Source organism: Streptomyces sp. NPDC033177 (assembly GCF_055577715.1).
Window position 1 is genome coordinate 72,519 of record NZ_JBVIPS010000010.1, and the last position, 23,117, is coordinate 95,635.

The window sequence follows — 23,117 nt, forward strand, 5'->3', positions numbered from 1 at the left end:
GGGCCGGGGCGTCCGCGTATCCGCTAGCGCGCCATGATCAGGCTCATCGCCTCGTTGCGCGTCGCGGGGTCACGGAGCTGGCCGCGCACCGCGGAGGTGATCGTCTTGGCGCCCGGCTTGCGGATGCCGCGCATCGACATGCACATGTGCTCGCACTCGACGACGACGATCACTCCACGGGGCTCCAAGATCTCCATCAGAGAGTCGGCGATCTGGGTGGTCATCCGTTCCTGCACCTGAGGACGGCGGGCGTACACGTCCACCAGGCGGGCCAGCTTGGACAAACCGGTGATCTTGCCACTGACCGCCGGAATGTATCCGACATGTGCGACGCCCCTGAACGGGACCAGATGATGTTCGCAGCACGAGGTCACCTCGATGTCCTTCACCAGGACCATCTCGTCGTGGCCCAGGTCGAACGTCGTCGTCAGGACGTCCTCGGGCTTGAGCCACAGACCGGCGAATATCTCCTTGTACGCGCGTGCCACGCGGCCCGGAGTCTCCCGCAGGCCCTCGCGGTCCGGGTCCTCCCCGACCGCGATCAACAGCTCGCGCACGGCGTTCTCGGCCCGCTTCTCGTCGAAAACGCCGATCGTGCCCTCGCCGTCCAGCGTCACGGGGTCGGTCATCTGTGCCTCGTTCCTTGCGTTTCATGCGTCACTGCGTACGAAAGCGCTGCTGCGTACGAAAAAACTGCGCCCCCCAGGCTAGAACCAGGGGGGCGCAGCTTCCATTCCGGGCCTGTTGAGGCGACCGGGGGGATCAGCCTTCGGGGCGATCCTCCTTGGTCACGTCGATCGGCGTCTCCGTCGGTCCCGCGGTCACCGCGGGCGTGGCGCCGTTCGCACCGTTCGTCAGTGACAGCTCCCGGGGGGAGAGCACCGGCGGGCGGGTCGAGGGCGTACGCCGCGAGGAACCGGTCCACGCCGGGCGGGCCGGACGCTTCACGATGCCGGCGAAGACCTCGGCGATCTGCTCCTTGTTCAGCGTCTCCTTCTCGAGGAGCTGCAGAACCAGGTTGTCGAGAACGTCGCGGTTCTCGACGAGGATCTCCCAGGCTTCGTTGTGCGCGGTCTCGATGAGCTTCTTGACCTCTTCGTCGACCAGCGCCGCGACCTCTTCCGAGTAGTCGCGCGGGTGACCCATCTCGCGGCCCAGGAACGGCTCGGTGTTGTCGCCGCCGAACTTGATCGCGCCGAGCCGCTCGGTCATGCCGTACTGCGTGACCATGGCCCGTGCGGTCGCGGTGGCCTTCTCGATGTCGTTCGCCGCGCCCGTCGTCGGGTCGTGGAAGACGAGCTCCTCGGCCGCGCGCCCGCCCAGCATGTACGCGAGCTGGTCGAGCATTTCGTTGCGCGTGGTCGAGTACTTGTCCTCTTCGGGCAGGACCATGGTGTAACCCAGGGCCCGGCCGCGCGACAGGATCGTGATCTTGTGGACCGGGTCCGAGTTCGGAGACGCCGCCGCGACCAGGGCGTGTCCGCCCTCGTGGTACGCGGTGATCTTCTTCTCCTTGTCGGACATGATCCGCGTCCGCTTCTGCGGACCCGCCACGACGCGGTCGATCGCCTCGTCCAGTGCGTGATTGTCGATCAGCTTCTTGTCGCCGCGCGCCGTGAGGAGCGCCGCTTCGTTCAGCACGTTCGACAGGTCGGCACCCGTGAAGCCCGGCGTACGCCGGGAAACCGCGCCCAGGTCGACGTCCGGGGCGACCGGCTTGCCCTTCTGGTGAACCTTGAGGATCTCCAGACGGCCCTGCATGTCCGGGCGGTCGACCGCGATCTGGCGGTCGAAACGGCCGGGACGGAGCAGCGCCGGGTCGAGGATGTCGGGGCGGTTCGTGGCGGCGATCAGGATGACGCCGCCCTTCACGTCGAACCCGTCCATCTCGACGAGCAGCTGGTTGAGCGTCTGCTCGCGCTCGTCGTGCCCGCCGCCCATACCGGCACCGCGGTGCCGGCCGACGGCGTCGATCTCGTCGACGAAGACGATCGCCGGGGCGTTCGCCTTGGCCTGCTCGAAGAGGTCACGCACACGCGACGCACCGACACCGACGAACATCTCGACGAAGTCGGAACCGGAGATCGAGTAGAAGGGGACGCCGGCCTCACCCGCGACAGCGCGCGCGAGGAGCGTCTTGCCCGTACCGGGCGGCCCGTACAGGAGTACGCCCTTGGGGATCTTGGCTCCGACGGCCTGGAACTTCGCAGGCTCCTGGAGGAACTCCTTGATCTCGTGGAGTTCCTCGACGGCCTCGTCCGAGCCGGCGACGTCGGAGAACGTCGTCTTCGGGGTGTCCTTGGTGATGAGCTTGGCCTTGGACTTCCCGAACTGCATGACCCGGGAGCCGCCGCCCTGCATCTGATTCATCAGGAACAGGAAGACGACGACGATGAGTACGAAGGGGAGCAGGGAGAGCAGGATGCCGACGAACGGGTTCTGCTTCGACTCCGAGACGGTGTAACCGTCCGGGATCTTCTTGTCCTCGAACTTCTCCTGCAAGGTGTTGGCGATGGCGACACCTTGGTCGCCGATGTAGCTCGCCTGGATCTTGCTGCTGTCCTTGACCTTCTGGCCGTCCTTGAGCTCGACCTTGATGGTCCGCTCGTCACCGGTCGTGAGCTTGGCGGATTCGACCTTGTCGTCGTTGATCGCCTGCACAACCTGGCCGGTGTCCACCGTCTTGTAGCCGCCGGACGAACCGACGACCTGCATCAACACGACCACGGCAAGGACGGCCAGCACGATCCACATGACTGGCCCACGGAAGTATCGCTTCACGTCCATCCATACGGAGCGAAGACGCCCCGTCCCTCCTGCCATAGTGAGTTTGATAAAGACTGTTCTTCGGACGGTACCCCAGCATTGTCACCCGAAGCCGCACGGGACGGCTGACAAACCCGTCTTCGCATGCTTCAACGCGGGGAAACGGGTGAGGGTTCCCGGCCGCCTCCGACGAGTTGGCCGGGAGAGGGCCGGGAGCCCCGGTGATCAGCCGCCGTAGACGTGCGGGGCAAGGGTGCCGACGAACGGCAGATTGCGGTACTTCTCCGCGTAGTCCAGGCCGTACCCGATGACGAACTCGTTCGGGATGTCGAAGCCGACCCACTCCACGTCGATCGCGACCTTGGCCGCCTCGGGCTTGCGAAGCAGCGTGCACACCTTCAGCGACGCGGGCTCGCGGGAGCCGAGGTTGGAGAGCAGCCAGGACAGCGTCAGGCCGGAGTCGATGATGTCCTCGACGATCAGGACGTGCTTGCCCTTGATGTCGGTGTCCAGGTCCTTGAGGATCCGCACGACACCGGAGGACTGGGTGCCCGCGCCGTACGACGACACGGCCATCCAGTCCATGGTGAGCGGGGTGGACAACGCACGCGCCAGGTCCGCCATGACCATCACCGCGCCCTTGAGCACACCGACGATCAGCAGGTCCTTGCCCGCGTACTCCGCGTCGATCTTCGCGGCCAGCTCTGCCAGCTTCGCGTCGATCTCTTCCTTGGTGATGAGCACCGACTGAAGGTCGGTGCCCATGTCTTTCGCGTCCACCCGCATCACTTTCGGTCGTCCGTCACACCGGCTGCGCGGAGCCCAGGGGCCCCTCGGTCAACAGCCTTGCCGGATGACCAGTCTGCCACCCTGGCGCTGGGCGACGACTTTGCCCGGGAGATTGATGGCTCCCTGGCCGCGCCAGCCAGTGATCAGCCGGTCGACCTCTTCGAGGTGCCGGGCGAACAGCGCACCGGCCGGGGCGCCCGCCTCGATGGCGGCGCGGCGGACGATGCGGCGGCGGACGGCGGGCGGCAGGGCGTAGAGCTTGGCGCACTCCAGGAGTCCCGCCGCGTCGCGCACGGAAGCTTCCGCCTGTGCGGCCCAGTGGTCCAGGGCGTCGGCGTCGTCCCGGGACAACTGGGCCGTACGGGCGAGTGCTTCCACGACGCCCTTGCCGAGGGCCTTCTCCAGGGCGGGCAGGCCCTCGTGCCGCAGCCGCGAGCGTGTGTAGGCGGGGTCGGTGTTGTGCGGGTCGTCCCAGACGGGCAGCGACTGGACCATGCAGGCCTTGCGGGCGGTCTGCCGGTCGATGTGCAGGAAGGGGCGGCGGTAGCGGCGGGCGGCCCCGGGGCCGCCCGACACGGCCGCCATCCCGGACAGCGAGCGGATGCCGGAGCCGCGGGCGAGACCGAGCAGGACGGTCTCCGCCTGGTCGTCGCGGGTGTGGCCGAGCAGGATCGCGGCGGCGCCGTGGCGCTCGGCGACCGCGTCGAGCGCGCCGTATCTCGCGTCGCGGGCGGCGGCCTCGGGGCCGCCGTCCCGGCCGACGTCGACGGCCACGGACTCGATGGGGTCGAGGCCGAGGGCGGTGAGCCGCGAGACGACTTCGGCGGCGCGCAGGTCGGACCCGTCCTGCAGTCCGTGGTCGACGGTGACGCCGCCGGCCCGGATGCCGAGTTTGGGGGCCTCGAAGGCGAGGGCGGAGGCGAGCGCCATGGAGTCGGCGCCGCCGGAGCAGGCGACCAGCACGAGTGGCGACGTGGCCTGCTCGCGTGGAGGGTTGGGGTGCGCGGGGCGTGAGGGGACGAGCTCGGGGGTGCGCTGTGCTTCGGGGCGCCGTAGATCGGCGCGCTGGGCGTCGGTGCGCTGTACGTCGGTCAGTACGTCGTGGAGTACGCGGCGGACCGCCAGGCGTATCGCCGCGACCGCAGGATGGGGACCCATGTCCGGTTCCCTTCATGAAGTTCGGGGGTGAGCCTCGGACCTGTCACTCAGGACCGCACTCGGGAGATCGGGCCTCAGGCAGATCCCCAGAGGTTAGTCACTCAGAGTGTGTCGATGGTGACAGAGCCGAGCCGTTCCCCGAGCATTGCACGCCTACCCATGGCTCACGGTCCCTCGGACGGGTGATTGCGGGGGCGTTCGCCTGCCATCGGCCGCAACTCGCTCCCCTGCTGCCCTCACTCTCCCTTACGGTGCACCCGCGCGACCCAGTCCGCCGGTTTGGCGATCTCCGACTTGGTGGGCAGCGTGTTCGGCGAAGTCCAGACCCGGTTGAAGCCGTCCATTCCGACCTCGCCGACGACCGCGCGCACGAACCTCTCGCCGTCGCGGTATTGGCGCAATTTCGCGTCGAGGCCGAGGAGCTTGCGCAGGGCTTGGTCAAGGCGGCTCGCCCCGCGCGCCCTGCGCTCCTTGAATTTCTCCCGGATCTCGGCGACGGAGGGCACCACGTCCGGCCCGACTCCGTCCATCACGAAGTCCGCGTGGCCCTCCAGGAGCGACATGACCGCCGTGAGGCGGGCGAGGATCTCGCGCTGGGCGGGGGTCTGGACCAGCTCCACGATGGAGCGGCCGGCGTCGTCCTCCTCGCCCTCGGGGCGGCCGCCCGCGAGGGACTGGGCCGCTTCCCTGATGCGTTCCAGGACCGTCATCGGGTCCACCTCGGTCTCCGAGAGGAACGCCTGGATCTCGCCTTCGAGGTGGTCACGCAGCCAGGGCACGGCCGAGAACTGGGTGCGGTGCGTCTCCTCGTGCAGGCACACCCAGAGCCTGAAGTCGTGCGGGTCCACGTCGAGTTCGCGCTCGACGTGCACGATGTTCGGGGCCACGAGGAGGAGCCTGCCGCCGCCGTGCTCCCCCGCGGGGAGGTCGCGGGTGGCCGGGGCGAAGGTCTCGTACTGCCCGAGGACGCGTGAGGCGAGGAAGGAGAGCAGCATGCCCAGCTCCACGCCGGTGACCTTGCCGCCGACCGCACCGAGCACGGCGCCCGGGCCGCCGGAGCGGCGGTCCTGCATCTTGTCCAGGAGGGGCTTGAGGATCTCCCGGAAACCGGCGACGTTCGCCTTGATCCATCCGGCGCGGTCGACGACGAGCACCGGGGTGTCGTGAATGTCCTCCGTGCCCATCCGAGTGAAGGCCCGGACGTGCTCCTCCGAGGACTTCGCATGCTTCCGGAGCTCGGCGACGATGGCCCGTGCCTCGTCGCGGCTCACTTCTGGACCCGGCCGCACGAGCCGGGTCGCGGTCGCCACCGCGAGATTCCAGTCGACCATCTCCGCACCACCGATGCTCGTCATGCGTCAACGGTACGTGGTCGTGTCCGCCTGCGGAGGGGGTTGAACCCCGAGATTGCCCCACTCCGCGCCCGTAGGGGTCAACGAGGCGGGGCGAGAGTCAGCGGCAACCGCACTTCGCCACCGCTGACGCCATCTCGTCCAGTGCCGCCTGGGCGGCCTTGGGGTCCGTCGTGCCGGTCGTCATGAAGGCGAAGACCAGGAGGCGGCCCTCCGTGTCGACGACCGTGCCCGCCAGGGTGTTCACGCCCGTCAGGGTGCCGGTCTTGGCGCGGACGACGCCGGTGCCCGGGGAGTCCTTGGGGTAGCGGTCCACCAGGGTGCCCGTGAAGCCCGCCACCGGCAGGCCCGTCACCACGGAGCGCAGTTCGGGGTGGGCGGGGTCGGCGGCGCGGTCCAGGAGCGCGGCGAGCAGCTCGGCCGAGCTGCGGTCGGCGCGGTCCAGGCCGCTGCCGTCGGCGAACTTCGTGCCCTTCAGCGGCAGCTGCGCCTTCTTGAGCTGCGTGTCGATAGCCCTGCCCGCGCCGTCGAAGCTCGCCGGCTCCTTCGAGGCGAGCGCCGTCTGGCGGGCCAGCGCCTCGGCGATGTCGTTGTCGCTGTGCGTCAGCATCCGCTCGACGAGAGCCGAGAGGGGCGGGGACTCGACCTTGGCCAGGGACTCGGCCCGGTCGCCCGCCTTGGACGGGCCGGGGTCCTTCTTGTCCTTCCCGCCGATGCCGGTCTCGATGCCCTTCTTCTCCAGGAGGCCGGCGAACTTCTTCGCCGCGTCACCGGCCGGGTCGCCCGAGCGCGGGGCGGGGCCGCTGGAGGAGTCGTCGAGGCGGCCCTCGTCGGCCATCAGGGAGCTGACCAGGGTGAGGTTCTCGTTCGGCCCGATGGGGTGCTGCTGCTCCCCGCTGTAGAGCGAGGTGTCGTACGTCAGGGTCACCTTCTCGGTTCCGCGCTCCTTCAGGGCGCGGGCGGTGTCCTCGGCCAGCTTCCGCAGGCTGGCGGCGCTTCCCGAGTAGGGGCCGTCCTTGCGTGCGGTGAGCGTGGGGTCGCCGCCGCCGACCAGGACGACCTCCTTGGAGTCCGGCTCGATGACCGTCTGCGTCGTGATGCGGTGGTCCGCCCCCGCCGCGGTCAGCGCCGCGACCGCCGTGGCGATCTTGGTGGTGGACGCGGGCGTCAGGGCCTCGCTGCCGCCCTTGCCGTAGACCCGCCGCCCGGTGCCCGCGTCGATCACGACCGCCGAGCGTTCGGGGCCCAGCGCCTTGGCCTTCAGGAGGGGATCGAGGACCCCCGCCACCGCCTTGCCGTCCGGAGCGGGCGCGGAGCCGCCGTGCGCGGAGCCCGCGGGCAACCCGAGGCCCTTGAGCACGGACGGGGCGCTCGGGGCGTCCGCGGGAGCCCGTCCGGACGTACGGCCGCCGTGATCTGTGCCACCCCCGGCCTCCTGGGAAGCCGCCCAGTCCCGCTCGGCCGTACGCTGACCGGAGGAGTCCCAGGGTCCTGCCGCGGCCACGGCACCGGCCGCGATCGCGAGTCCGACGGTGGCCGCACCCGCTGTGAGCTGCAAGGTCTTGCGCTTCGCAGGAATCTTGAGAGCGGCGGAGATCTTGGGAGCCGACGGCTTGGGAAGCTGCTCGAGCAGCTTCCCGATCTGCTGCCGGGTCTGCTGCCACGGCTTGAGCTCGGGCACGACGACCAGCCCCTTTCGCGATCACACATCTGCGTGAGGGACACTTAACCACCCGAAGTATGTGCTGATCATGGAGGAGCCACCCGTGGAGTTCGACGTCACCATCGAGATTCCGAAGGGTTCGCGGAACAAGTACGAGGTGGACCACGAGACCGGCCGGATCCGCTTGGACCGTCGCCTCTTCACGTCGACCAGCTACCCCGCGGACTACGGCTTCGTCGAGAACACCCTCGGCGAGGACGGTGACCCGCTGGACGCCCTCGTCATCCTGGACGAGCCGACCTTCCCGGGCTGTCTCATCAAGTGCCGCGCGATCGGCATGTTCCGGATGACCGACGAGGCGGGCGGCGACGACAAGCTGCTCTGCGTCCCGGCGTCGGACCCCCGCGTGGAGCACCTGCGCGACATCCACCACGTCTCCGAGTTCGACCGCCTGGAGATCCAGCACTTCTTCGAGGTCTACAAGGACCTGGAGCCCGGCAAGTCCGTCGAGGGCGCCGACTGGGTCGGCCGCGCGGACGCCGAGGCCGAGATCGAGAAGTCGTACAAGCGTGCGGAGGCCCAGGGTCACTGAGTGCCCCTGCATCGCCTCTGACGGGCCGCGCGATCTTCACGAGGACCGCGCGGCCCGTTCGCGTATCTGTGCGCATACTGTTCGTACTGGAGGTGCACAAGGTACGTATGTGGGAGCGAGGCAGTGAAAGTGGCTGACCAGGAGGCCGAAGACCGCAAGCCACAGTCGGACGAGGCCCGGAGTGCGTTCACTCAGCCCACCGGCGTGATGCACCAGCCACCGCTACCCGAGGACGAGTCGCAGACGACCTCCGAGTTCGCGATCCCGAACGGCCTTGCGAGTCCCGCCACGACCACGCAGGAGACGGAGAAGTCGGCGTTCACCACGCCGCACACCTACAGCTCCCGCAACGCGCCGCCCGCCTTCACGCCCCCGCACGGCATACCCCTGGTGAAGCTCACCAAGGAGACGCCCTGGCAGGACCAGATGCGCACGATGCTGCGCATGCCGGTCGCCGAGCGGCCCACTCCGGAGGCCACGCAGAAGCACGAGGACGAGACCGGGCCCGCGGTGCCGCGTGTGCTCGACCTGACGCTGCGTATCGGCGAGCTGCTCCTCGCGGGCGGCGAGGGCGCCGAGGACGTGGAAGCGGCGATGTTCGCCGTCTGCCGCAGCTACGGCCTCGACCGCTGCGAGCCGACCGTCACGTTCACGCTGCTCTCGATCTCGCACCAGCCGTCCCTGGTCGAGGACCCGATCACGGCCTCCAGGACGGTGCGCCGCCGGGGCACCGACTACACCCGTCTCGCGGCCGTCTTCCAGCTGGTGGACGACATCAGCGACACGGACATCGAGATCACCCTGGAGGAGGCCTACCGCCGCCTTGCGGCGATACGCCGTAACCGCCACCCCTACCCCGGCTGGGCGCTCACCGCGGCCAGCGGGCTGCTCGCGGGCTCGGCATCCGTGCTCGTCGGCGGTGGCGCCCTGGTCTTCCTGATCGCGGCGGTCGGCGCGATGCTCGGCGACCGTCTCGCCTGGCTGTGCGCGGGCCGTGGGCTTCCGGAGTTCTACCAGTTCGTGGGGGCCGCGATGCCGCCCGCCGCGATGGGCGTCACGCTCAGCGTCCTGCACTCCCAGGAGGTCAACGCGTCCGCGGTCATCACCGGTGGCCTCTTCGCGCTGATCCCGGGAAGGGCCCTGGTCGCAGGCGTGCAGGACGGCCTGACCGGCTACTACATCACGGCGGCCGCGCGCCTGCTCGAGGTCTGCTATCTCGTCGTGGGCATCGTCTGCGGCGTGCTGCTCGTGCTGTCGCTCGGCGTGATGCTGGACGCGACGAGCCTGAAGGCGGAGACGGCGTTCGTGGCGACCGACTCGCGCCCGGTGATCCAGATCCTGGCGTCGATGGCGCTGAGCCTCGCCTTCGCGATACTGCTCCAGCAGGAACGTCACACCGTGCTCATCGTGACCCTGAACGGCGGTATCGCCTGGGTCATGTTCGGCGCCCTCGCGCAGACGTCCCTCGAGCTGTCGCCGGTCGCCGCGACGGCCGTCGCGGCCGGGCTCGTGGGTCTGTTCGGCCAGCTCTTCTCGCGCTACCGCTTCGCTTCTTCACTGCCGTACGTCACCGCGGCCATCGGCCCGCTGCTGCCCGGCAGCGCCACGTACTTCGGTCTGCTGGCGCTCGCGCAGAACGACATGAACACGGGCATCAACTCGCTCACCAAGGCGGCGGCGACGGCACTGGCCATCGCGATCGGGGTGAACCTGGGGAGCGAGGTCTCGCGGATGATCCTCAAGATCCCGGGCGCCACCACCGCGGCGAACCGCCGGGCGGCCAAGCGGACCCGAGGCTTCTGACCCCGGGTCCACCGGCGAGTGCCCTATCGCTTCGCGTGCCGGCCGCGTGAGGCCGGGGCCGCCCCGGGGGCCTCGCCCTCGGCCGCCGCGGCCTTCTTGGACTTGCTGCGCGCCCGCAGGAACTCGATGAGGATCGGCACCACCGAGATCAGGACGATCAGGATGAGGATCGCCTCGATGTTCTTGTGCACGAAGTCGATCTTGCCGAGCCAGGCGCCGAGCATCGTGACACCGGCACCCCAGAGGATGCCGCCGATGATGTTGAACGTGATGAACGAGCGGTACCGCATGCCGCTGACGCCGGCGATGATCGGCGTGAACGTCCGCACGATGGGCACGAAGCGGGCCAGGACCAGCGACTTCGGGCCGTACTTCTCGAAGAACTCGTGCGCCTTGACCACGTTCTCCTGCTTGAACAGCTTGGAGTCCGGGCGGTTGAAGAGCGCGGGGCCGACCTTCTTGCCGAAGAGGTAGCCCGCCTGGTCGCCGAGGATCGCGGCGATGCAGATGAGGACGATGCAGAGCCAGAGCGGGAAGTCGAGCTGCTTCGTCGTGATCAGCAGACCCGTCGTGAACAGCAGCGAGTCACCCGGCAGGAAGAAGCCGATGAGCAGCCCTGACTCGGCGAAGACGATCGCGAGCAGACCCCAGACCCCGAACGTGTTCAGGAGGTAATCCGGATCCAGCCAGCTTGGTCCGAGCGCAAGCGTCGTCACGGTTCGGGGCTCCTGTGGGTGAGAGGGGCGATGCGGCGGGGGGATGGCCGCCCAAAGCTATCAACGCGAGGTGACGTGCCCAGGTTCCAGCGTTCTTCCCAGGGTGCACTGTGCGCGTTCCGGGGCAAAGCTGTGTGCCATGGGTATCGAAGACTTCGGCGGTGGCACCGATCCGCGCTCCGACGTACTGGTCGTGACGACGAACGACGTACCGGGCTACCGCGTACAACAGGTTATCGGTGAGGTCTTCGGCCTCACCGTGCGCTCCCGCCACTTGGGCAGCCAGATCGGCGCGGGCCTCAAGTCCATGATCGGCGGCGAGCTGAAGGGCCTCACGAAGACGCTGGTGGAGACCCGGAACCAGGCCATGGAACGCCTCATCGAGCAGGCACGCGCGCGAGGCGCCAACGCGGTCCTGATGATGCGCTTCGACGTGGCCGAGGCCGCGGACGTGGGCACCGAGGTGTGCGCGTACGGCACGGCGGCCGTGATCGTCCAGGAGTAATGACAGTAAGGGGCACCCGCCGTGGGCGGGTGCCCCTTACTGATCCCCCTGCTCAGCCGTTCCGCGCCGCGTTCGCCACGATCGCGTCCCGCATGTAGACCGCGAGCCCCGGCCGGATCGCCTCGTAGACGGCCGTGAACCGCTCGTCCGCCACGTACATCTCGCCGAGGCAGGTGTGCAGCTCGTGCGGGCAGGTGTAGTGGAAGCGCGTGATGAAGCAGCGGTGCTCCTCCGCGACGTCCATCGCTTCCACCGAGTCCGCCGGCAGCCCCTGGGTGAGCCGGTCCGCCATGCGCGCGTGCACCGCGGAGAACTCGTCGTTGATCCGCTGCCAGTCCTCCTTGGTGTACGAGGCGGCCTTGCGCTGCGATTCCTTGTAGGCCTCGGTGTCGCCCCAGCGGCGTTCGACCTCGTCCGCGTACTGCTCCGGGTCGTTCTCCCCGAAGACCTCGAACTTCTCCTCGGGCGTGAGGTTGATGCCCATCTTCTTCGCCTCCATGGCGGTCTCGACGGCGGCGGCCATCTCCTGGAGCCTGGTGATCCTCGCGGTCAGCAGTTCGTGCTGACGGCGCAGGTGCACCCGTAGGTCCGTCTCCGGGTCGTCCAGGAGGGCCGCCACCTCGTCGAGGGGGAAGCCGAGCTCCCGGTAGAACAGGATCTGCTGCAGCCGGTCCAGGTCGCCGTCGCTGTAGCGCCGGTGGCCCGCGTGGCTGCGCTCGCTGGGCACGAGCAGGCCGATCTCGTCGTAGTGGTGCAGCGTGCGCACCGTCACCCCGGCGAAACCGGCGACCCGCCCCACGGAGTAGCTCATGGCTTCCGCCTCTCTCTCGGTACGCACCTCAGCCTGGGTCCTCACGTCACGTGAGGTGCAAGTGCGGACCCCGGCAGCCGCCCATATCCTCGCCAACGGGGGCATGAAATCCCGTATGAAGGAGACCGTCCATGCCGCTCCACCGCAGCGAGGACCCGAACGACGACTCCAAGGGGCGCACCCTCGCGGTGAACCCCTTCTACGGAGAGGCGAACCCGGTCAGCGGCATGACCGAGGCCCCGCCCAAGCACCGCCTCCCCGACGGGCCGCTGCCGCCCACGACGGCGTACCAGCTGGTGCACGACGAGCTGATGCTGGACGGCAACTCACGGCTCAACCTCGCGACCTTCGTCACGACGTGGATGGAGCCGCAGGCCGGCGTCCTCATGACGGAGTGCCGGGACAAGAACATGATCGACAAGGACGAGTACCCGCACACCGCCGAGCTGGAACGGCGCTGCGTGGCCATGCTCGCCGACCTGTGGCACGCGCCGGACCCCGCGGGTGCCGTCGGCTGCTCGACGACCGGGTCGAGCGAGGCGTGCATGCTGGCCGGGATGGCGCTCAAGCGCCGCTGGGCCAAGGACGAGCGGAACAGCGGCCGTTACCCGTCCCCCACCGTGCGCCCGAACCTGGTCATGGGCGTCAACGTCCAGGTCTGCTGGGACAAGTTCTGCAACTTCTGGGAGGTCGAGGCGCGCCAGGTGCCCATGGAGGGCGACCGCTTCCACCTCGACCCGGAGGCCGCCGCCGAGCTCTGCGACGAGAACACGATCGGCGTGGTGGCCGTGCTCGGCTCCACCTTCGACGGGTCGTACGAGCCGGTGGCCGAGCTCTGCGCGGCCCTGGACGACCTCCAGGAGCGCACAGGGCTCGACATCCCCGTACACGTCGACGGGGCGTCGGGCGCGATGGTGGCGCCGTTCCTCGACGAGGACCTGGAGTGGGACTTCCGACTGCCGAGGGTGGCCTCGATCAACACGTCGGGCCACAAGTACGGCCTGGTCTATCCGGGTGTCGGCTGGGCGCTGTGGCGAGACGCGGACGCGCTTCCGGAGGAGCTGGTCTTCCGGGTGAACTACCTCGGCGGTGACATGCCGACGTTCGCGCTGAACTTCTCCCGGCCGGGCGCGCAGGTCGCCGCGCAGTACTACACGTTCCTGCGCCTGGGCCGCGAGGGCTACCGCGCGGTCCAGCAGGCGGCCAGGGACGTCGCCCGCGGCCTCGCGGAACGCATCGAGGCGCTCGGCGACTTCCGGCTGATCACACGCGGGGACCAGCTGCCGGTGTTCGCCTTCACGACGGGGGACGACGCGACGGCGTACGACGTCTTCGACGTGTCCCGGCGGCTTCGCGAGCGCGGCTGGCTGGTGCCCGCGTACACCTTCCCGGCCCACCGCGAGGATCTGGCGGTCCTGCGCGTGGTCTGCCGCAACGGTTTCACGGCCGACCTCGCGGAGCTCTTCCTGGAGGATCTGAGCAGCCTGCTGCCCGAACTGCGCGAGCAGCCGCACCCCTTCACCCGGGACAGGAACGCGGCGACGGGCTTCCACCACTAGGGCCCTTCCGATGGATCCTGGAACCCCAGGCCCGCGCCGCGTCCGTACCGCTACTTGCTGAGGCCCCCGAACCTGCGTACGGCGAGCGGCATGAACACCCCGACAAGCACCAGGGGCCACACCACCGCGAGCAGCCCCGCGTGCTCGGCGGCCCATGAAGTGCCCACGACGCCGGGGTCGTTGCCGAACAGATCGCGGACCGCCGTGGCCGTCGCCGACATCGGGTTCCACTCGACCGTGGCGCCGAGCCAGCCCGGCATGTTCTGCGGGACGGTGAAGGCATTGGAGAGGAAGCCGACCGGCCAGACCAGGATCTGCACGGCCATGACCAGCTCGGGCTTGCCCGCGACCATCGCCAGGTGGATGCCGATCCACAGCATCGCGAACCGCAGCAGGAGCAGCAGCCCGACCGCGCCGAGCGCCGCCCCGAAGGAGCCGTGCCAGCGCCAGCCGATCGCGAGGCCCACGCCGATCATGACGATCAGCGAGACGAGCGACTGCAGCATGTCCGCGACCGAACGGCCCACCAGCACCGCCCCGTTGGTCATCGGCATGGACCGGAAGCGGTCGATCACCCCCTTGTTGAGGTCCTGCGTGACGGCGACCATCGTCGCGTCGAGCCCGAAGGTCATGGTCAGCGCGAACATGCCGGGCACCAGGAACTCGGCGTAGCTGCCCGCGATGCCCTTGCCGCCGCCGATCAGGAAGTTGAACATCAGCAGGAACATCACCGGGAAGGCCAGGCCGACGAGCACCTGCACCGGCTGGCGCGCCCAGTGCGCGAGTTCGCGCCGCGTCATGGTCCAGGAGTCGATCGCGGCCCATCGGACGGGCGAGGCGCCCGCCACCGGCGTACGGCTGATCGTCGTCGTGCTCACAGTGCTCACACGGTCTCCTTCGTTCGCGCCTGACCGTCCGGCGTCCTGCGTTCCTGGCCGTCCGTCGTCCCGCGTTCCCGGCCGTCCACGGGGCCCGTCAGGCGCAGGAACGCCTCGTCCAGGGTCGGCCTGCGTACCGCGATGTCCTCGGCCTCGACACCGGCCTCGCGCAGGGCCTGTACGACGCCGGTGAGCGCCTCCATGCGGTCGGCGACCGGGGCGCTGGCGAGACGGCGGTCCGCGTCCACGGTGGCGTCGCCGGGCAGCAGCCGTGCCGCGAGCTCCAGGTGGGCCGCGTCGCGCACCACCACGTCGATGCGGTCACCACCCGTCTTCGACTTGAGCTCGTCCGCCGTGCCGTCCGCAATGACCCGGCCCCGGTCGATCACCGAGATGCGGTGGGCGAGCTGGTCGGCCTCTTCGAGGTACTGCGTGGTGAGCAGCACCGTCGTGCCGCCGTCGACCAACGAGCGCACCGCCTCCCAGACCTCCGTGCGTCCCCGGGGGTCGAGCCCGGTCGTCGGCTCGTCCAGGAACAGCACGTCGGGCTCCGTGATGAGCGAGGCCGCCAGGTCCAGACGGCGCCGCATGCCGCCGCTGTACTGCTTGACCGCCTTGCGGCCGGTGTCCCCGAGCCCGAACCGCTCAAGGAGTTCGTCGGCCCGCACGCGCGCGTGGCGTGCGCCCAGGTGGTAGAGCCGCCCGAACATGTCCAGGTTCTGCCGGCCGCTCAACTCCTCGTCCAGGGCGGCATGCTGACCGAGCAGGCCGATGCGCCTGCGCACCTCGTCCGGCTGTCGCCGCACGTCGTACCCGGCGACCTCCACCCGGCCCTCGTCCGCCCGCAGCAGCGTGGCGAGCACCCGCACCGCGGTGGTCTTTCCCGCGCCGTTGGGGCCGAGCACGCCGTGCACCGTGCCGCGCCCGACCGCCAGGTCAAGGCCGTCGAGTGCCCACTTCTCCCCGTACCGCTTCCGTGCGCCCTCGACGATGATCGCGTCCGTCATCCGTCTCCCTCCGAACCCGTGGCACCCCCGTAGTCAAACTTGACTACGAGTCCAACGCGAAGGAAGGTATCCCCGAATTCGGGATTAGTCAAACTTGATCAGTGATCGTCCCCAGCATGCGGCTCCCCGGTCCCGAACGGGTTCTCCTCACCCTCGGCGAGGACGCCGACGAAGGGCTCGCCCTCCCCCGCGAACGTGTACGCGCCGCCCTCGATCCGCTCGATCAGCCCGCGCGTCCACTCCACGCCCCCGTCGGCCGTGTGGACCCAGAGGTTCATGATCTCGCCGATGTGCCCGAGCTGCTCCGGGCCCTCCTCGGGCGTGTAGTACTCGGTCACGGACCTGCGCCACTCCTCGATGCCCGCCACCCGCTGCTTCAGCAGGTCGACCGCCTCAGCCCGGGGCAGGTCGACGATGAAGCCGAGGGCCGCGGAGAGCATGTCGGGGCGCTGGTCGTACGAGACGAGGTTCGACCGGAGCAGGTTCAGGAACTCCTCGGTGCCCGCCTCGGTGATCTCGTACTCCGTGCGCGGCGGGCCGCCTGCCGTCGACGGGGCGATCTCGTGGGCGAGCAGCAGGCCTTGCTTGGCCATCTGCTTCAGCGCGTGATAGATCGAGCCGGGCTTGGCGTTTGACCACTCGTGGGCGCCCCAGTACTCCAGGTCGTTGCGCACCTGATAGCCGTGGGCCCGTCCGTGCTGCCGGACGGCGCCGAGGACAAGGAGTCGGATCGCCGACATCAAAGCCACCTCCTTCTAATCAATTTTGATTAGAGTAGCGCCATGGCCGAGACAATGATCCCTCTCCTGCCCTGCCACGAGCTCGACGAGACCCTCGACTTCTACAAGGCCGTCGGCTTCGAGGTGACCTTCTACCAAAAGGCCCCCAACGCGTTCGCCGCGGTCCGGCGCGACGACATGGAGCTGCAGTTATTCCGCCTGAAGGGTTACGACCCACAGGCCTCCTACAGCACCTGCTACGTCGTGACCGACCGCGTCGACGCCCTCCACGAGGCCTTCCGCGCCGGGCTCAAGGAGACCCTCGGACGGATACCGACCCGCGGCCTGCCCCGGATCGGGACCGTGCGGGACATGAGCTACGGCGTCCGGCAGTTCCTGATGTCGGACCCGGCCGGCAACTGCGTACGCATCGGGCAGCCCATCGCCGAGTCCTTCGAGCACGCACCCGTACCGAAGGAGAGGTACGCGCGCGCCCTGCACCAGGCCATCCTCCTCGGCGAGTCCAAGCAGGACCACGCGGCCGCCCTCCGCGTCATCGACCACGCCCTCGCCGCCGACGGCACCCCCACCCCCGACCAGCTGCGGGAGCTGCACGCCCTGCGGGCGGAGATGGCCGCGCAGCTCGAAGGCCCCTGACCGCCGAGGCCTGGCCGCCGGTCCCTAGCCCCAGCTCTCGCCGCGCTCCAGGGCCACCAGCTCGAAGGCGGTCTTGCCGTCGAGCGTCTCGCGGATGATGTCGGCGTGACCCGAGTGCCGGGACATCTCGGTGATCAGGCGCAGCAGCACCCACCGCATCGACACGTCCTCCTTCGGGAACCACGGCGCGTCCGGAAGCGCGAAGGTCTCGTCGAGCGTGGGCCGGGAGCGGATGAACTCCTCGGTGCGCTCGGCGACTTGGCGCCAGTACGCGAGCGCGGAGTCGACCGTCTCGCCCTCGGTCAGGCGGAAGCACTCGTCCCAGTTCGCCTCGGTGCGCTCGATGGCGGGGGCGACACCCATGGCCCGCGAGATCCAGCTCTCCTCGACCTCCGCGACATGCTTGAGCAGCCCGGAGAGCGAGAGTTCACTGGCGCTCGGCTTCGTGGCCGCCTGCTCGTCGGTCAGGCCGAGCAGGGCACGCCGGATGCCGCCGCGCTCCGCGTCCAGGAAGGCGAGCAGCGCGCCGCGCTCGTCGCCGGGGGCCTCTGCGTTGACGTGGGTGACCATGGGGTCCGCCTCTCTTGGAGCCTCTGGGAGAGCCAGTTGCAGCCTGCCGGGCTTTCCGACACCACCCACGTTACGGACCCTTGCGGTCAGGTTCTGTCCGCAAGGGCCCGGGAGTTCGTGCCGTACTCGGGTGGCTCAGAAGGGGAACTGCGAGCGGCCGTGCTGCACCGAGATCCACTTCTGCGTCGTGAACGCCTCCACCGTCGCGTCGCCGTTCAGGCGGCCTACGCCCGAGGCCTTCTCGCCGCCGAAGGGCACGATCGGCTCGTCGTGCACGGTGCCGTCGTTCACGTGGAACATGCCGCTGTTGACCCGCCGCGCGAACCGCACGCCGCGCTCGACGTCGGCGGTGTGGACGGCGCCGCTGAGCCCGTAAGGGGAGTCGTTGGCGATGCGGACGGCCTCTTCCTCGCCGTCGAAGGGCACGAGCAGCGCCACCGGGCCGAAGATCTCCTGCCGCAGGGCGGGAGAGTCGGCCGGCAGGTCCGTCAGGACGGTGGGCGCCACCAGATTGCCCTTCGTACGGCCGTGCAGCAGGGCCTTCGCGCCCGCGGCCACGGTCTGGTCGACGAGCTTCGTCACCGCTTCCGCCTGCGAGGAGTTGATCAGCGGGCCGATGTGGGTCGCCGGGTCCGCCGGGTCGCCGACCTTCAGGGAGGCGACCTTCGTGACGAACTTCTCGGTGAACTCCGCCTCCAGCGACCGGTCGACGAGGATGCGGTTGGCGGCCATGCAGACCTGGCCCTGGTGCACGAAGCGGCTGAAGACCGCCGCGTCCACGGCGTAGTCGATGTCCGCGTCGTCCAGGACGACCAGCGCGCTGTTGCCGCCGAGTTCCAGGATGGAGCGCTTGAAGTGCGAGGCGCAGACCGTGGCGACATGGCGGCCCACGCGGTCCGAGCCGGTGAAGGAGATGACGCTCGGCACCGGGTGCTCGATGAACGCGTCGTTGATCTCGGCGATGTCGGTGATGACCACGTTGAGTACGCCGGCCGGCAGGCCCGCGTCCTCGAACACCTTCGCAAGGAGGCTGCCGCCCGTCACCGGGGCGTTCTGGTGGGGCTTGAGCACCACCGCGTTGCCGAGGGCAAGAGCAGGGGCGACGGTTTTGGTAGAGAGCAGGAGCGGGAAGTTGAACGGGCTGATGGCTCCGATCACGCCCACCGGCTCGCGGTAGAGGCGGTTCTCCTTGCCCTCGCCGGGCGACGGCAGGAGCCGGCCCTCGGGAAGGAGCGCGAAGTTCACCGCCTCGCGCAGGAACTCCTTGGTGAGGTGGAGCTCGAAGGCGGCCTTGAGCCGGGTGCCGCCCAGCTCGGCGACTATCGCCTCGGATATCTCTTCCTCACGGTCCTCGACGATGCGCAGGGCACGCTCGATGACCGCACGCCGGGCGTAGGGGCTGGTCGCTCCCCACTCCTTCTGCGCGCGCTCGGCCGCTCGGTAGGCCTGGTCCACTTCGTCGGCCGTCGCCACGGTGATCGACGCCAGCTTCTCCCCGTCGTACGGATTGAAGTCGATGATGTCCCAGGAGCCGGAACCGGCCTTCCACTCACCGTCGATGTACTGGTGAGCCAGGTCAGTGAAGAAGGACATGAGACCCCTTGCCGCAGAGACGGTGCAGACAGACGGTGCAGACACCTGATTTCGCGTCATCCTACTGACGGGTCACGTCAGTTGGAGCAGACCGCGGAGAAGATCGCGACTATCGGCCGGATTCGGACTGTCGCCCTGCAGCTCGGCCACCACCCGCTCGTACTGGCCGACTTCCTCGGGCTTGTCGAGGTACAGGGCTCCCGTCAGCTGTTCCACGTACACGACGTCCGAGAGGTCCGATTCCGGGAAGCGCAGCATGGTGAACGCTCCGCTCTCGCCCGAGTGCCCACCGAAACCGAACGGCATGACCTGGAGAGTGACATTCGGCCGTTCGGAGATGTCGATCAGATGCTGGAGCTGACCCCGCATCACTTCCCGGTCCCCATAAGGGCGTCGCAGTGCCGCCTCGTCGAGTACGCAGTGGAAGCGGGGGGCGCGCTCGGAGATGAGGAGCTTCTGGCGTTCGAGGCGCAGGGCGACGCGTCGCTCGATGTCGGCCTTGCTCGCGCCCTTCATGCCGCGCGCGACGACCGCGTGGGCGTACGCCTCGGTCTGCAACAGGCCGTTGACGAACTGGACTTCGTAGACGCGGATGAGCGATGCGGCGCCTTCGAGACCGACGTACGTCTGGAACCAGCCCGGCAGGACATCCGAGTAACTGTGCCACCAGCCCGCGAGGTTGGCCTCCTTCGCGAGCGAGAGCAGCGCGACGCGCTCGGCCTCGTCGGTGACGCCGTACAGCGTCAACAGGTCCTCGACGTCCCTGGACTTGAAGCTCACCCGTCCCAACTCCATGCGGCTGATCTTCGATTCGGAGGCTCGGATCGAGTAGCCGGCCGCTTCACGGGTGATGCCGCGCGATTCCCTCAGGCGCCTGAGTTGCGAGCCAAGGAGCATGCGCCGTACGACCGAGCCGCTCGACTCCCCTGCGGTCACTTCGCTCAATCCTCCCCATCACTTGGAAGCCAGCAGTCTGCCATTAAACGCATCAGGCCGTACTCGTTCGGTTACAGAAACGGAAAGCCTTCGGAAGTCCTCCACAAGAAGTCGTAGGAAGAAATGGGCAAGAAGTAGCACGGGATCGACCAAGTCCGGCGCGTGCACGTGCATCTGCCCTTGCATCTGCTGTACGCATTCGGAACCATGGTCCGCGCGCCACCAGTTGTTCACCGTCGCACCGAGCTGTACCGATGCGTCGAGGCGCCGCTGTACCGACCGCACCACCGCTCCATCGCTATGTACCGCGAAACCGGGGAGTGCCTCGCATGGGGACGAATGGATCGACCATGCTCGAGCCGTTACGGCAGGGGCTTCCCCCACTCGACCCCTCAGCCGTCTCCAGCGCCGCGTCCTGCTCACTGCCCGCCCGCTACGAAGCGGTCGGCAGCGCACGGCAGTTCACCCGTAAGACGCTGTGTCAGTGGGAACTGGAAGAGCGCTTCGACGACATCGCCCTCGTCGTCTCCGAACTCGTCACCAACGCCCTCAGACACGCGCTGCCCTCGGACACCCCGCGCGACCACGGTCCGCCGGTGCGGCTGCACCTGATGCGCTGGACCTCACGTCTGGTGTGCGCGGTGCGCGACCCCAGCGACGACAGTCCGGTCGCGCGCGAGACCGACGACGACTTCTCGGCCGAGTCGGGCCGCGGCCTGTTCCTGGTGGACTCGTTCAGCGACAGCTGGGGCTGGCACCCGCTCGCGGGCGCGCTGCGGGGCAAGGTCGTGTGGGCGCTGTTCCAGCTGGCCTGACGTTCCGGCTGCGGCAGGAATTCAGTGGCGTGAACGCCGTTCAGGAGCGGGGCTAACCACCTATCAGGTGGTCGAACTCCCCGTCCTTCATCCCGAGCAGCATGGCCTCTATCTCGGCGCGCGTGTAGACGAGCGCCGGCCCCTCGGGAAAGCGCGAGTTCCGCATGGCGACATCACCGCCCGGCAACTTCGCGAACTCCACACAGGCACCCTGCGAGTTGCTGTGCCTGCTCTTCTGCCAGACCACCCCATGAAGCTCCGTGGCGGCCATGCCGTTATACACGTGATGCACAGTCGCTCCCCGGTGGTGCAGTGCCTGGTGTGGCTCTAGATCGCTCTAGATGCAGTGGTCAACTGTCCCGGATCATAGCTGTGTTCACATGCTGATGCATGGGCAGATGCACGTGCACGCGGGGTGCTCTCTTGATTACAGCTCCGTCAGCACCTGCCCAGGTCGCCCCGGGCCATGCGAACACCGTTCTACGTAGAGACGCACGGCGTGCCCTTCCTGTTCCAACGTTTACGCAACAGCCTGATGGCGGTGCGGTTCAGCGGGCCGATCCGCCATTCAGACCTCCAGGAGAGTGTCGAAAGCGGGGGGCAGGTGTTTCCAGGCGGCGCGCCCGGCGGTGTACTCCTCATCCGTCAGGAGGCAGGATTCCAGGACCTCTTCGAGCGCTTCGCGGTCCAGGCCGGGCGACACGAAGACCAGGTGCTGGCAGCAGTCGCCGTGATCGGGATGCCAGTCGAGCGCGGCAGCGGCCCGCCGCACCGGCGGCACCATCTCCCACGCGGCGTCGGGCAGCGAGGCCAGCCACGGCCCCGCGCTCTCCACACACAGCGCGCCACCCGCCGCGTCCCAGCCGAGCAGCGTGTCCGGATGGTCGGCGAGCCAGAACCGGCCGCGGCTGCGGGCCGCCGCGCAGGTCAGATCCTCCAGTGCCTGGTAGAGCCGCTCCGGATGGAAGGGCCGATCCCGGTGCCATACGAGGGTGGCGACCCCCGCCTCGTCGGCGTCGGTCGGCAGCAGCGCACAGGACGGATGCTGGGCCGCGGCCGCCGCCTCGACGTCGAAACCGGCGAGCGCGGCACCCGCCAGGTCCCCATGACCGCTGATCGGGACCTGGCGGGCGGTCGGGTGGAGCTGGGCGAGGAGCGCGCGGTCCTCGTCGTCGGCCTCGGGCGAGTCCGCGACGGCCAGCACAGGGGCGTACTCCAGCTGGCGGGCCCAGGTGTCGGCGACCGTGCGCTGATCCGTGGCAGCCGCGGCGAGCCCGGCCTCCATCAGGTCGTCGCCGTTGCCGAGGTAGGGCATGAGGAGCGCAGGGTCGACGGCAGTGATCACGCCACTGAGCCGCACCCCCTCGTGTGCGTATGACGTGATCACCTCGGCCATCGCCTTGGGCTCGACGGAATCCCACAGCTCGACGATCGCCAGCCGCGTGAGACCGGAGTCCGCGAGCCGTTCGAGCTCGGGGACCAGGTCCTCGCGCAGGGCGCAGCACGCACAGTCGTTGACTAGCGGCACCTCGCCGGAGGAGAGCACTCCGCCGACATCGCGCACGGTGCGTACGACGGTGCCGTGCACGGCCGTCGCCAGGTCGTGGTGGAGCGCGACGCTCCCGGGGACGGTGGCCAGGAGCCGCTCGACGGCTGCCTTACGGGCGTCGGAGTGAAGCCCTCCGACGATGGCGACGTCCATACCCCTGACCGAGTCCTTGTCCATGTCCTTGGGGCTCACCGCGTACCGAACCGGCGCTCGAAGCGCTCCACTCGGCCCGCGGTGTCCAGGACCTTGGCCGTGCCCGTGTAGAAGGGATGGCTCGCGGAGGAGACCTCGACGTCGATGACGGGGTAATTACGCCCGTCCTCCCACTCGACCGTCTTCTCGCTGGTCGCGGTGATTGGGGCCTCCCCTGCTCGAGCGAAGCCGAGAGCTTGGGGAAGGGTGAGGAAGGCGAAGCCGGCGGACTTGTCACGGAAGACGACGGGGCCGTACGGCGGGTGGATGTCCTTGCGCATGGCGGTCAGCGCTCCTCTCGGAAATCGACGTGGCGCCCGACGACCGGGTCGTACTTGCGCAGCGTCATGCGGTCGGGGTCGTTACGGCGGTTCTTGCGGGTCACGTACGTGTAGCCGGTGCCGGCCGTGGACCGGAGCTTGATGATCGGGCGGAGTTCGTTGCGAGCCATGCCGCTAGTGTATGAAAATGAATCCCGTTTTCAAAA

Annotated in this window: 24 protein-coding genes; 6 read left to right on the forward strand and 18 right to left on the reverse strand. The window is 68.9% G+C overall.

Annotated elements, in window-relative coordinates; translation table 11 throughout:
• Positions 1-23 precede the first annotated feature (23 nt).
• From folE to dacB, 6 genes are all read right to left on the reverse strand, one after another.
• On the reverse strand, positions 24-629 hold the full coding sequence (folE, locus tag ACZ5U5_RS31020) for a GTP cyclohydrolase I FolE (protein ID WP_469028218.1): 606 nt from the start codon (positions 627-629) through the stop codon (positions 24-26).
• Between the two features lie 133 nt (positions 630-762).
• Positions 763-2,787, reverse strand: a complete 2,025-nt coding sequence (gene ftsH / locus ACZ5U5_RS31025; RefSeq protein WP_453444673.1) for an ATP-dependent zinc metalloprotease FtsH — start codon at positions 2,785-2,787, stop codon at positions 763-765.
• A 204-nt stretch (positions 2,788-2,991) separates the two neighbouring features.
• The gene (hpt, locus tag ACZ5U5_RS31030; protein WP_135330538.1) at positions 2,992-3,552 is read right to left on the reverse strand and encodes a hypoxanthine phosphoribosyltransferase; all 561 of its coding nucleotides are present in this window, start codon (positions 3,550-3,552) and stop codon (positions 2,992-2,994) included.
• A gap of 51 nt (positions 3,553-3,603) precedes the next feature.
• Positions 3,604-4,713, reverse strand: a complete 1,110-nt coding sequence (gene tilS, locus ACZ5U5_RS31035; protein WP_469028222.1) for a tRNA lysidine(34) synthetase TilS — start codon at positions 4,711-4,713, stop codon at positions 3,604-3,606.
• Between the two features lie 236 nt (positions 4,714-4,949).
• On the reverse strand, positions 4,950-6,068 hold the full coding sequence (locus tag ACZ5U5_RS31040; protein ID WP_469028225.1) for a zinc-dependent metalloprotease: 1,119 nt from the start codon (positions 6,066-6,068) through the stop codon (positions 4,950-4,952).
• A gap of 97 nt (positions 6,069-6,165) precedes the next feature.
• Positions 6,166-7,746, reverse strand: coding sequence for a D-alanyl-D-alanine carboxypeptidase/D-alanyl-D-alanine endopeptidase (dacB, locus tag ACZ5U5_RS31045; RefSeq protein ID WP_469028227.1), 1,581 nt, complete (start codon positions 7,744-7,746; stop codon positions 6,166-6,168).
• A gap of 85 nt (positions 7,747-7,831) precedes the next feature.
• Between dacB and ACZ5U5_RS31050 the strand changes: the two genes are divergently transcribed.
• A complete protein-coding gene (locus tag ACZ5U5_RS31050) occupies positions 7,832-8,320 on the forward strand; it encodes an inorganic diphosphatase (protein ID WP_135330561.1) in 489 nt (162 codons plus the stop codon).
• A gap of 129 nt (positions 8,321-8,449) precedes the next feature.
• Positions 8,450-10,123, forward strand: coding sequence for a threonine/serine exporter family protein (locus ACZ5U5_RS31055; protein WP_469028230.1), 1,674 nt, complete (start codon positions 8,450-8,452; stop codon positions 10,121-10,123).
• A 23-nt stretch (positions 10,124-10,146) separates the two neighbouring features.
• Here ACZ5U5_RS31055 and ACZ5U5_RS31060 read toward each other — a convergent pair whose 3' ends face one another.
• The gene (locus tag ACZ5U5_RS31060) at positions 10,147-10,839 is read right to left on the reverse strand and encodes a DedA family protein (RefSeq protein ID WP_469028232.1); all 693 of its coding nucleotides are present in this window, start codon (positions 10,837-10,839) and stop codon (positions 10,147-10,149) included.
• A 139-nt stretch (positions 10,840-10,978) separates the two neighbouring features.
• Between ACZ5U5_RS31060 and ACZ5U5_RS31065 the strand changes: the two genes are divergently transcribed.
• Positions 10,979-11,344, forward strand: a complete 366-nt coding sequence (locus tag ACZ5U5_RS31065) for a YbjQ family protein (protein WP_469028235.1) — start codon at positions 10,979-10,981, stop codon at positions 11,342-11,344.
• A 52-nt stretch (positions 11,345-11,396) separates the two neighbouring features.
• On the opposite strand, the gene ACZ5U5_RS31070 is transcribed toward ACZ5U5_RS31065, so the two are convergent.
• Positions 11,397-12,155: a MerR family transcriptional regulator gene (locus ACZ5U5_RS31070; RefSeq protein WP_469028237.1), complete on the reverse strand. Its 759-nt coding sequence runs from the start codon at positions 12,153-12,155 to the stop codon at positions 11,397-11,399.
• A 131-nt stretch (positions 12,156-12,286) separates the two neighbouring features.
• Between ACZ5U5_RS31070 and ACZ5U5_RS31075 the strand changes: the two genes are divergently transcribed.
• Positions 12,287-13,714 carry a glutamate decarboxylase gene (locus ACZ5U5_RS31075; protein WP_469028240.1) on the forward strand — a complete coding sequence of 476 codons (1,428 nt, stop codon included), beginning with the start codon at positions 12,287-12,289 and terminating at the stop codon, positions 13,712-13,714.
• Between the two features lie 50 nt (positions 13,715-13,764).
• On the opposite strand, the gene ACZ5U5_RS31080 is transcribed toward ACZ5U5_RS31075, so the two are convergent.
• From ACZ5U5_RS31080 to ACZ5U5_RS31090, 3 genes are all read right to left on the reverse strand, one after another.
• Positions 13,765-14,514: an ABC transporter permease gene (locus ACZ5U5_RS31080; protein WP_469028944.1), complete on the reverse strand. Its 750-nt coding sequence runs from the start codon at positions 14,512-14,514 to the stop codon at positions 13,765-13,767.
• Positions 14,515-14,597: 83 nt separating this feature from the next.
• A complete protein-coding gene (locus ACZ5U5_RS31085; protein ID WP_469028242.1) occupies positions 14,598-15,599 on the reverse strand; it encodes an ATP-binding cassette domain-containing protein in 1,002 nt (333 codons plus the stop codon).
• A gap of 98 nt (positions 15,600-15,697) precedes the next feature.
• Positions 15,698-16,339 carry a PadR family transcriptional regulator gene (locus ACZ5U5_RS31090; RefSeq protein WP_469028244.1) on the reverse strand — a complete coding sequence of 214 codons (642 nt, stop codon included), beginning with the start codon at positions 16,337-16,339 and terminating at the stop codon, positions 15,698-15,700.
• Between the two features lie 42 nt (positions 16,340-16,381).
• Between ACZ5U5_RS31090 and ACZ5U5_RS31095 the strand changes: the two genes are divergently transcribed.
• The gene (locus ACZ5U5_RS31095; protein ID WP_469028247.1) at positions 16,382-16,975 is read left to right on the forward strand and encodes a bleomycin resistance protein; all 594 of its coding nucleotides are present in this window, start codon (positions 16,382-16,384) and stop codon (positions 16,973-16,975) included.
• A gap of 24 nt (positions 16,976-16,999) precedes the next feature.
• On the opposite strand, the gene ACZ5U5_RS31100 is transcribed toward ACZ5U5_RS31095, so the two are convergent.
• The 3 genes from ACZ5U5_RS31100 to ACZ5U5_RS31110 form a co-directional block, all read right to left on the reverse strand.
• A complete protein-coding gene (locus ACZ5U5_RS31100; RefSeq protein ID WP_469028249.1) occupies positions 17,000-17,545 on the reverse strand; it encodes a DinB family protein in 546 nt (181 codons plus the stop codon).
• A 135-nt stretch (positions 17,546-17,680) separates the two neighbouring features.
• Positions 17,681-19,138 (reverse strand): aldehyde dehydrogenase family protein, encoded by a 1,458-nt coding sequence (locus ACZ5U5_RS31105; RefSeq protein ID WP_469028252.1) that lies wholly within the window; start codon positions 19,136-19,138, stop codon positions 17,681-17,683.
• A gap of 72 nt (positions 19,139-19,210) precedes the next feature.
• Entirely contained in the window at positions 19,211-20,074 is an 864-nt protein-coding gene (locus ACZ5U5_RS31110) for a helix-turn-helix domain-containing protein (RefSeq protein WP_469028254.1), read from the reverse strand.
• A 329-nt stretch (positions 20,075-20,403) separates the two neighbouring features.
• On the opposite strand from ACZ5U5_RS31110, the gene ACZ5U5_RS31115 reads away from it, so the two are divergent.
• Positions 20,404-20,889 carry an ATP-binding protein gene (locus ACZ5U5_RS31115; protein WP_160506374.1) on the forward strand — a complete coding sequence of 162 codons (486 nt, stop codon included), beginning with the start codon at positions 20,404-20,406 and terminating at the stop codon, positions 20,887-20,889.
• A 52-nt stretch (positions 20,890-20,941) separates the two neighbouring features.
• Here ACZ5U5_RS31115 and ACZ5U5_RS31120 read toward each other — a convergent pair whose 3' ends face one another.
• From ACZ5U5_RS31120 to rpmG, 4 genes are all read right to left on the reverse strand, one after another.
• The gene (locus ACZ5U5_RS31120; protein ID WP_363210578.1) at positions 20,942-21,181 is read right to left on the reverse strand and encodes a DUF397 domain-containing protein; all 240 of its coding nucleotides are present in this window, start codon (positions 21,179-21,181) and stop codon (positions 20,942-20,944) included.
• 276 nt (positions 21,182-21,457) lie between these two features.
• A complete protein-coding gene (locus ACZ5U5_RS31125) occupies positions 21,458-22,591 on the reverse strand; it encodes a CobW family GTP-binding protein (protein WP_469028946.1) in 1,134 nt (377 codons plus the stop codon).
• 35 nt (positions 22,592-22,626) lie between these two features.
• Positions 22,627-22,911 carry a 50S ribosomal protein L31 gene (gene rpmE / locus ACZ5U5_RS31130; RefSeq protein ID WP_469028257.1) on the reverse strand — a complete coding sequence of 95 codons (285 nt, stop codon included), beginning with the start codon at positions 22,909-22,911 and terminating at the stop codon, positions 22,627-22,629.
• A 5-nt stretch (positions 22,912-22,916) separates the two neighbouring features.
• A complete protein-coding gene (rpmG, locus tag ACZ5U5_RS31135) occupies positions 22,917-23,081 on the reverse strand; it encodes a 50S ribosomal protein L33 (protein ID WP_009719228.1) in 165 nt (54 codons plus the stop codon).
• Positions 23,082-23,117: the final 36 nt, after the last annotated feature.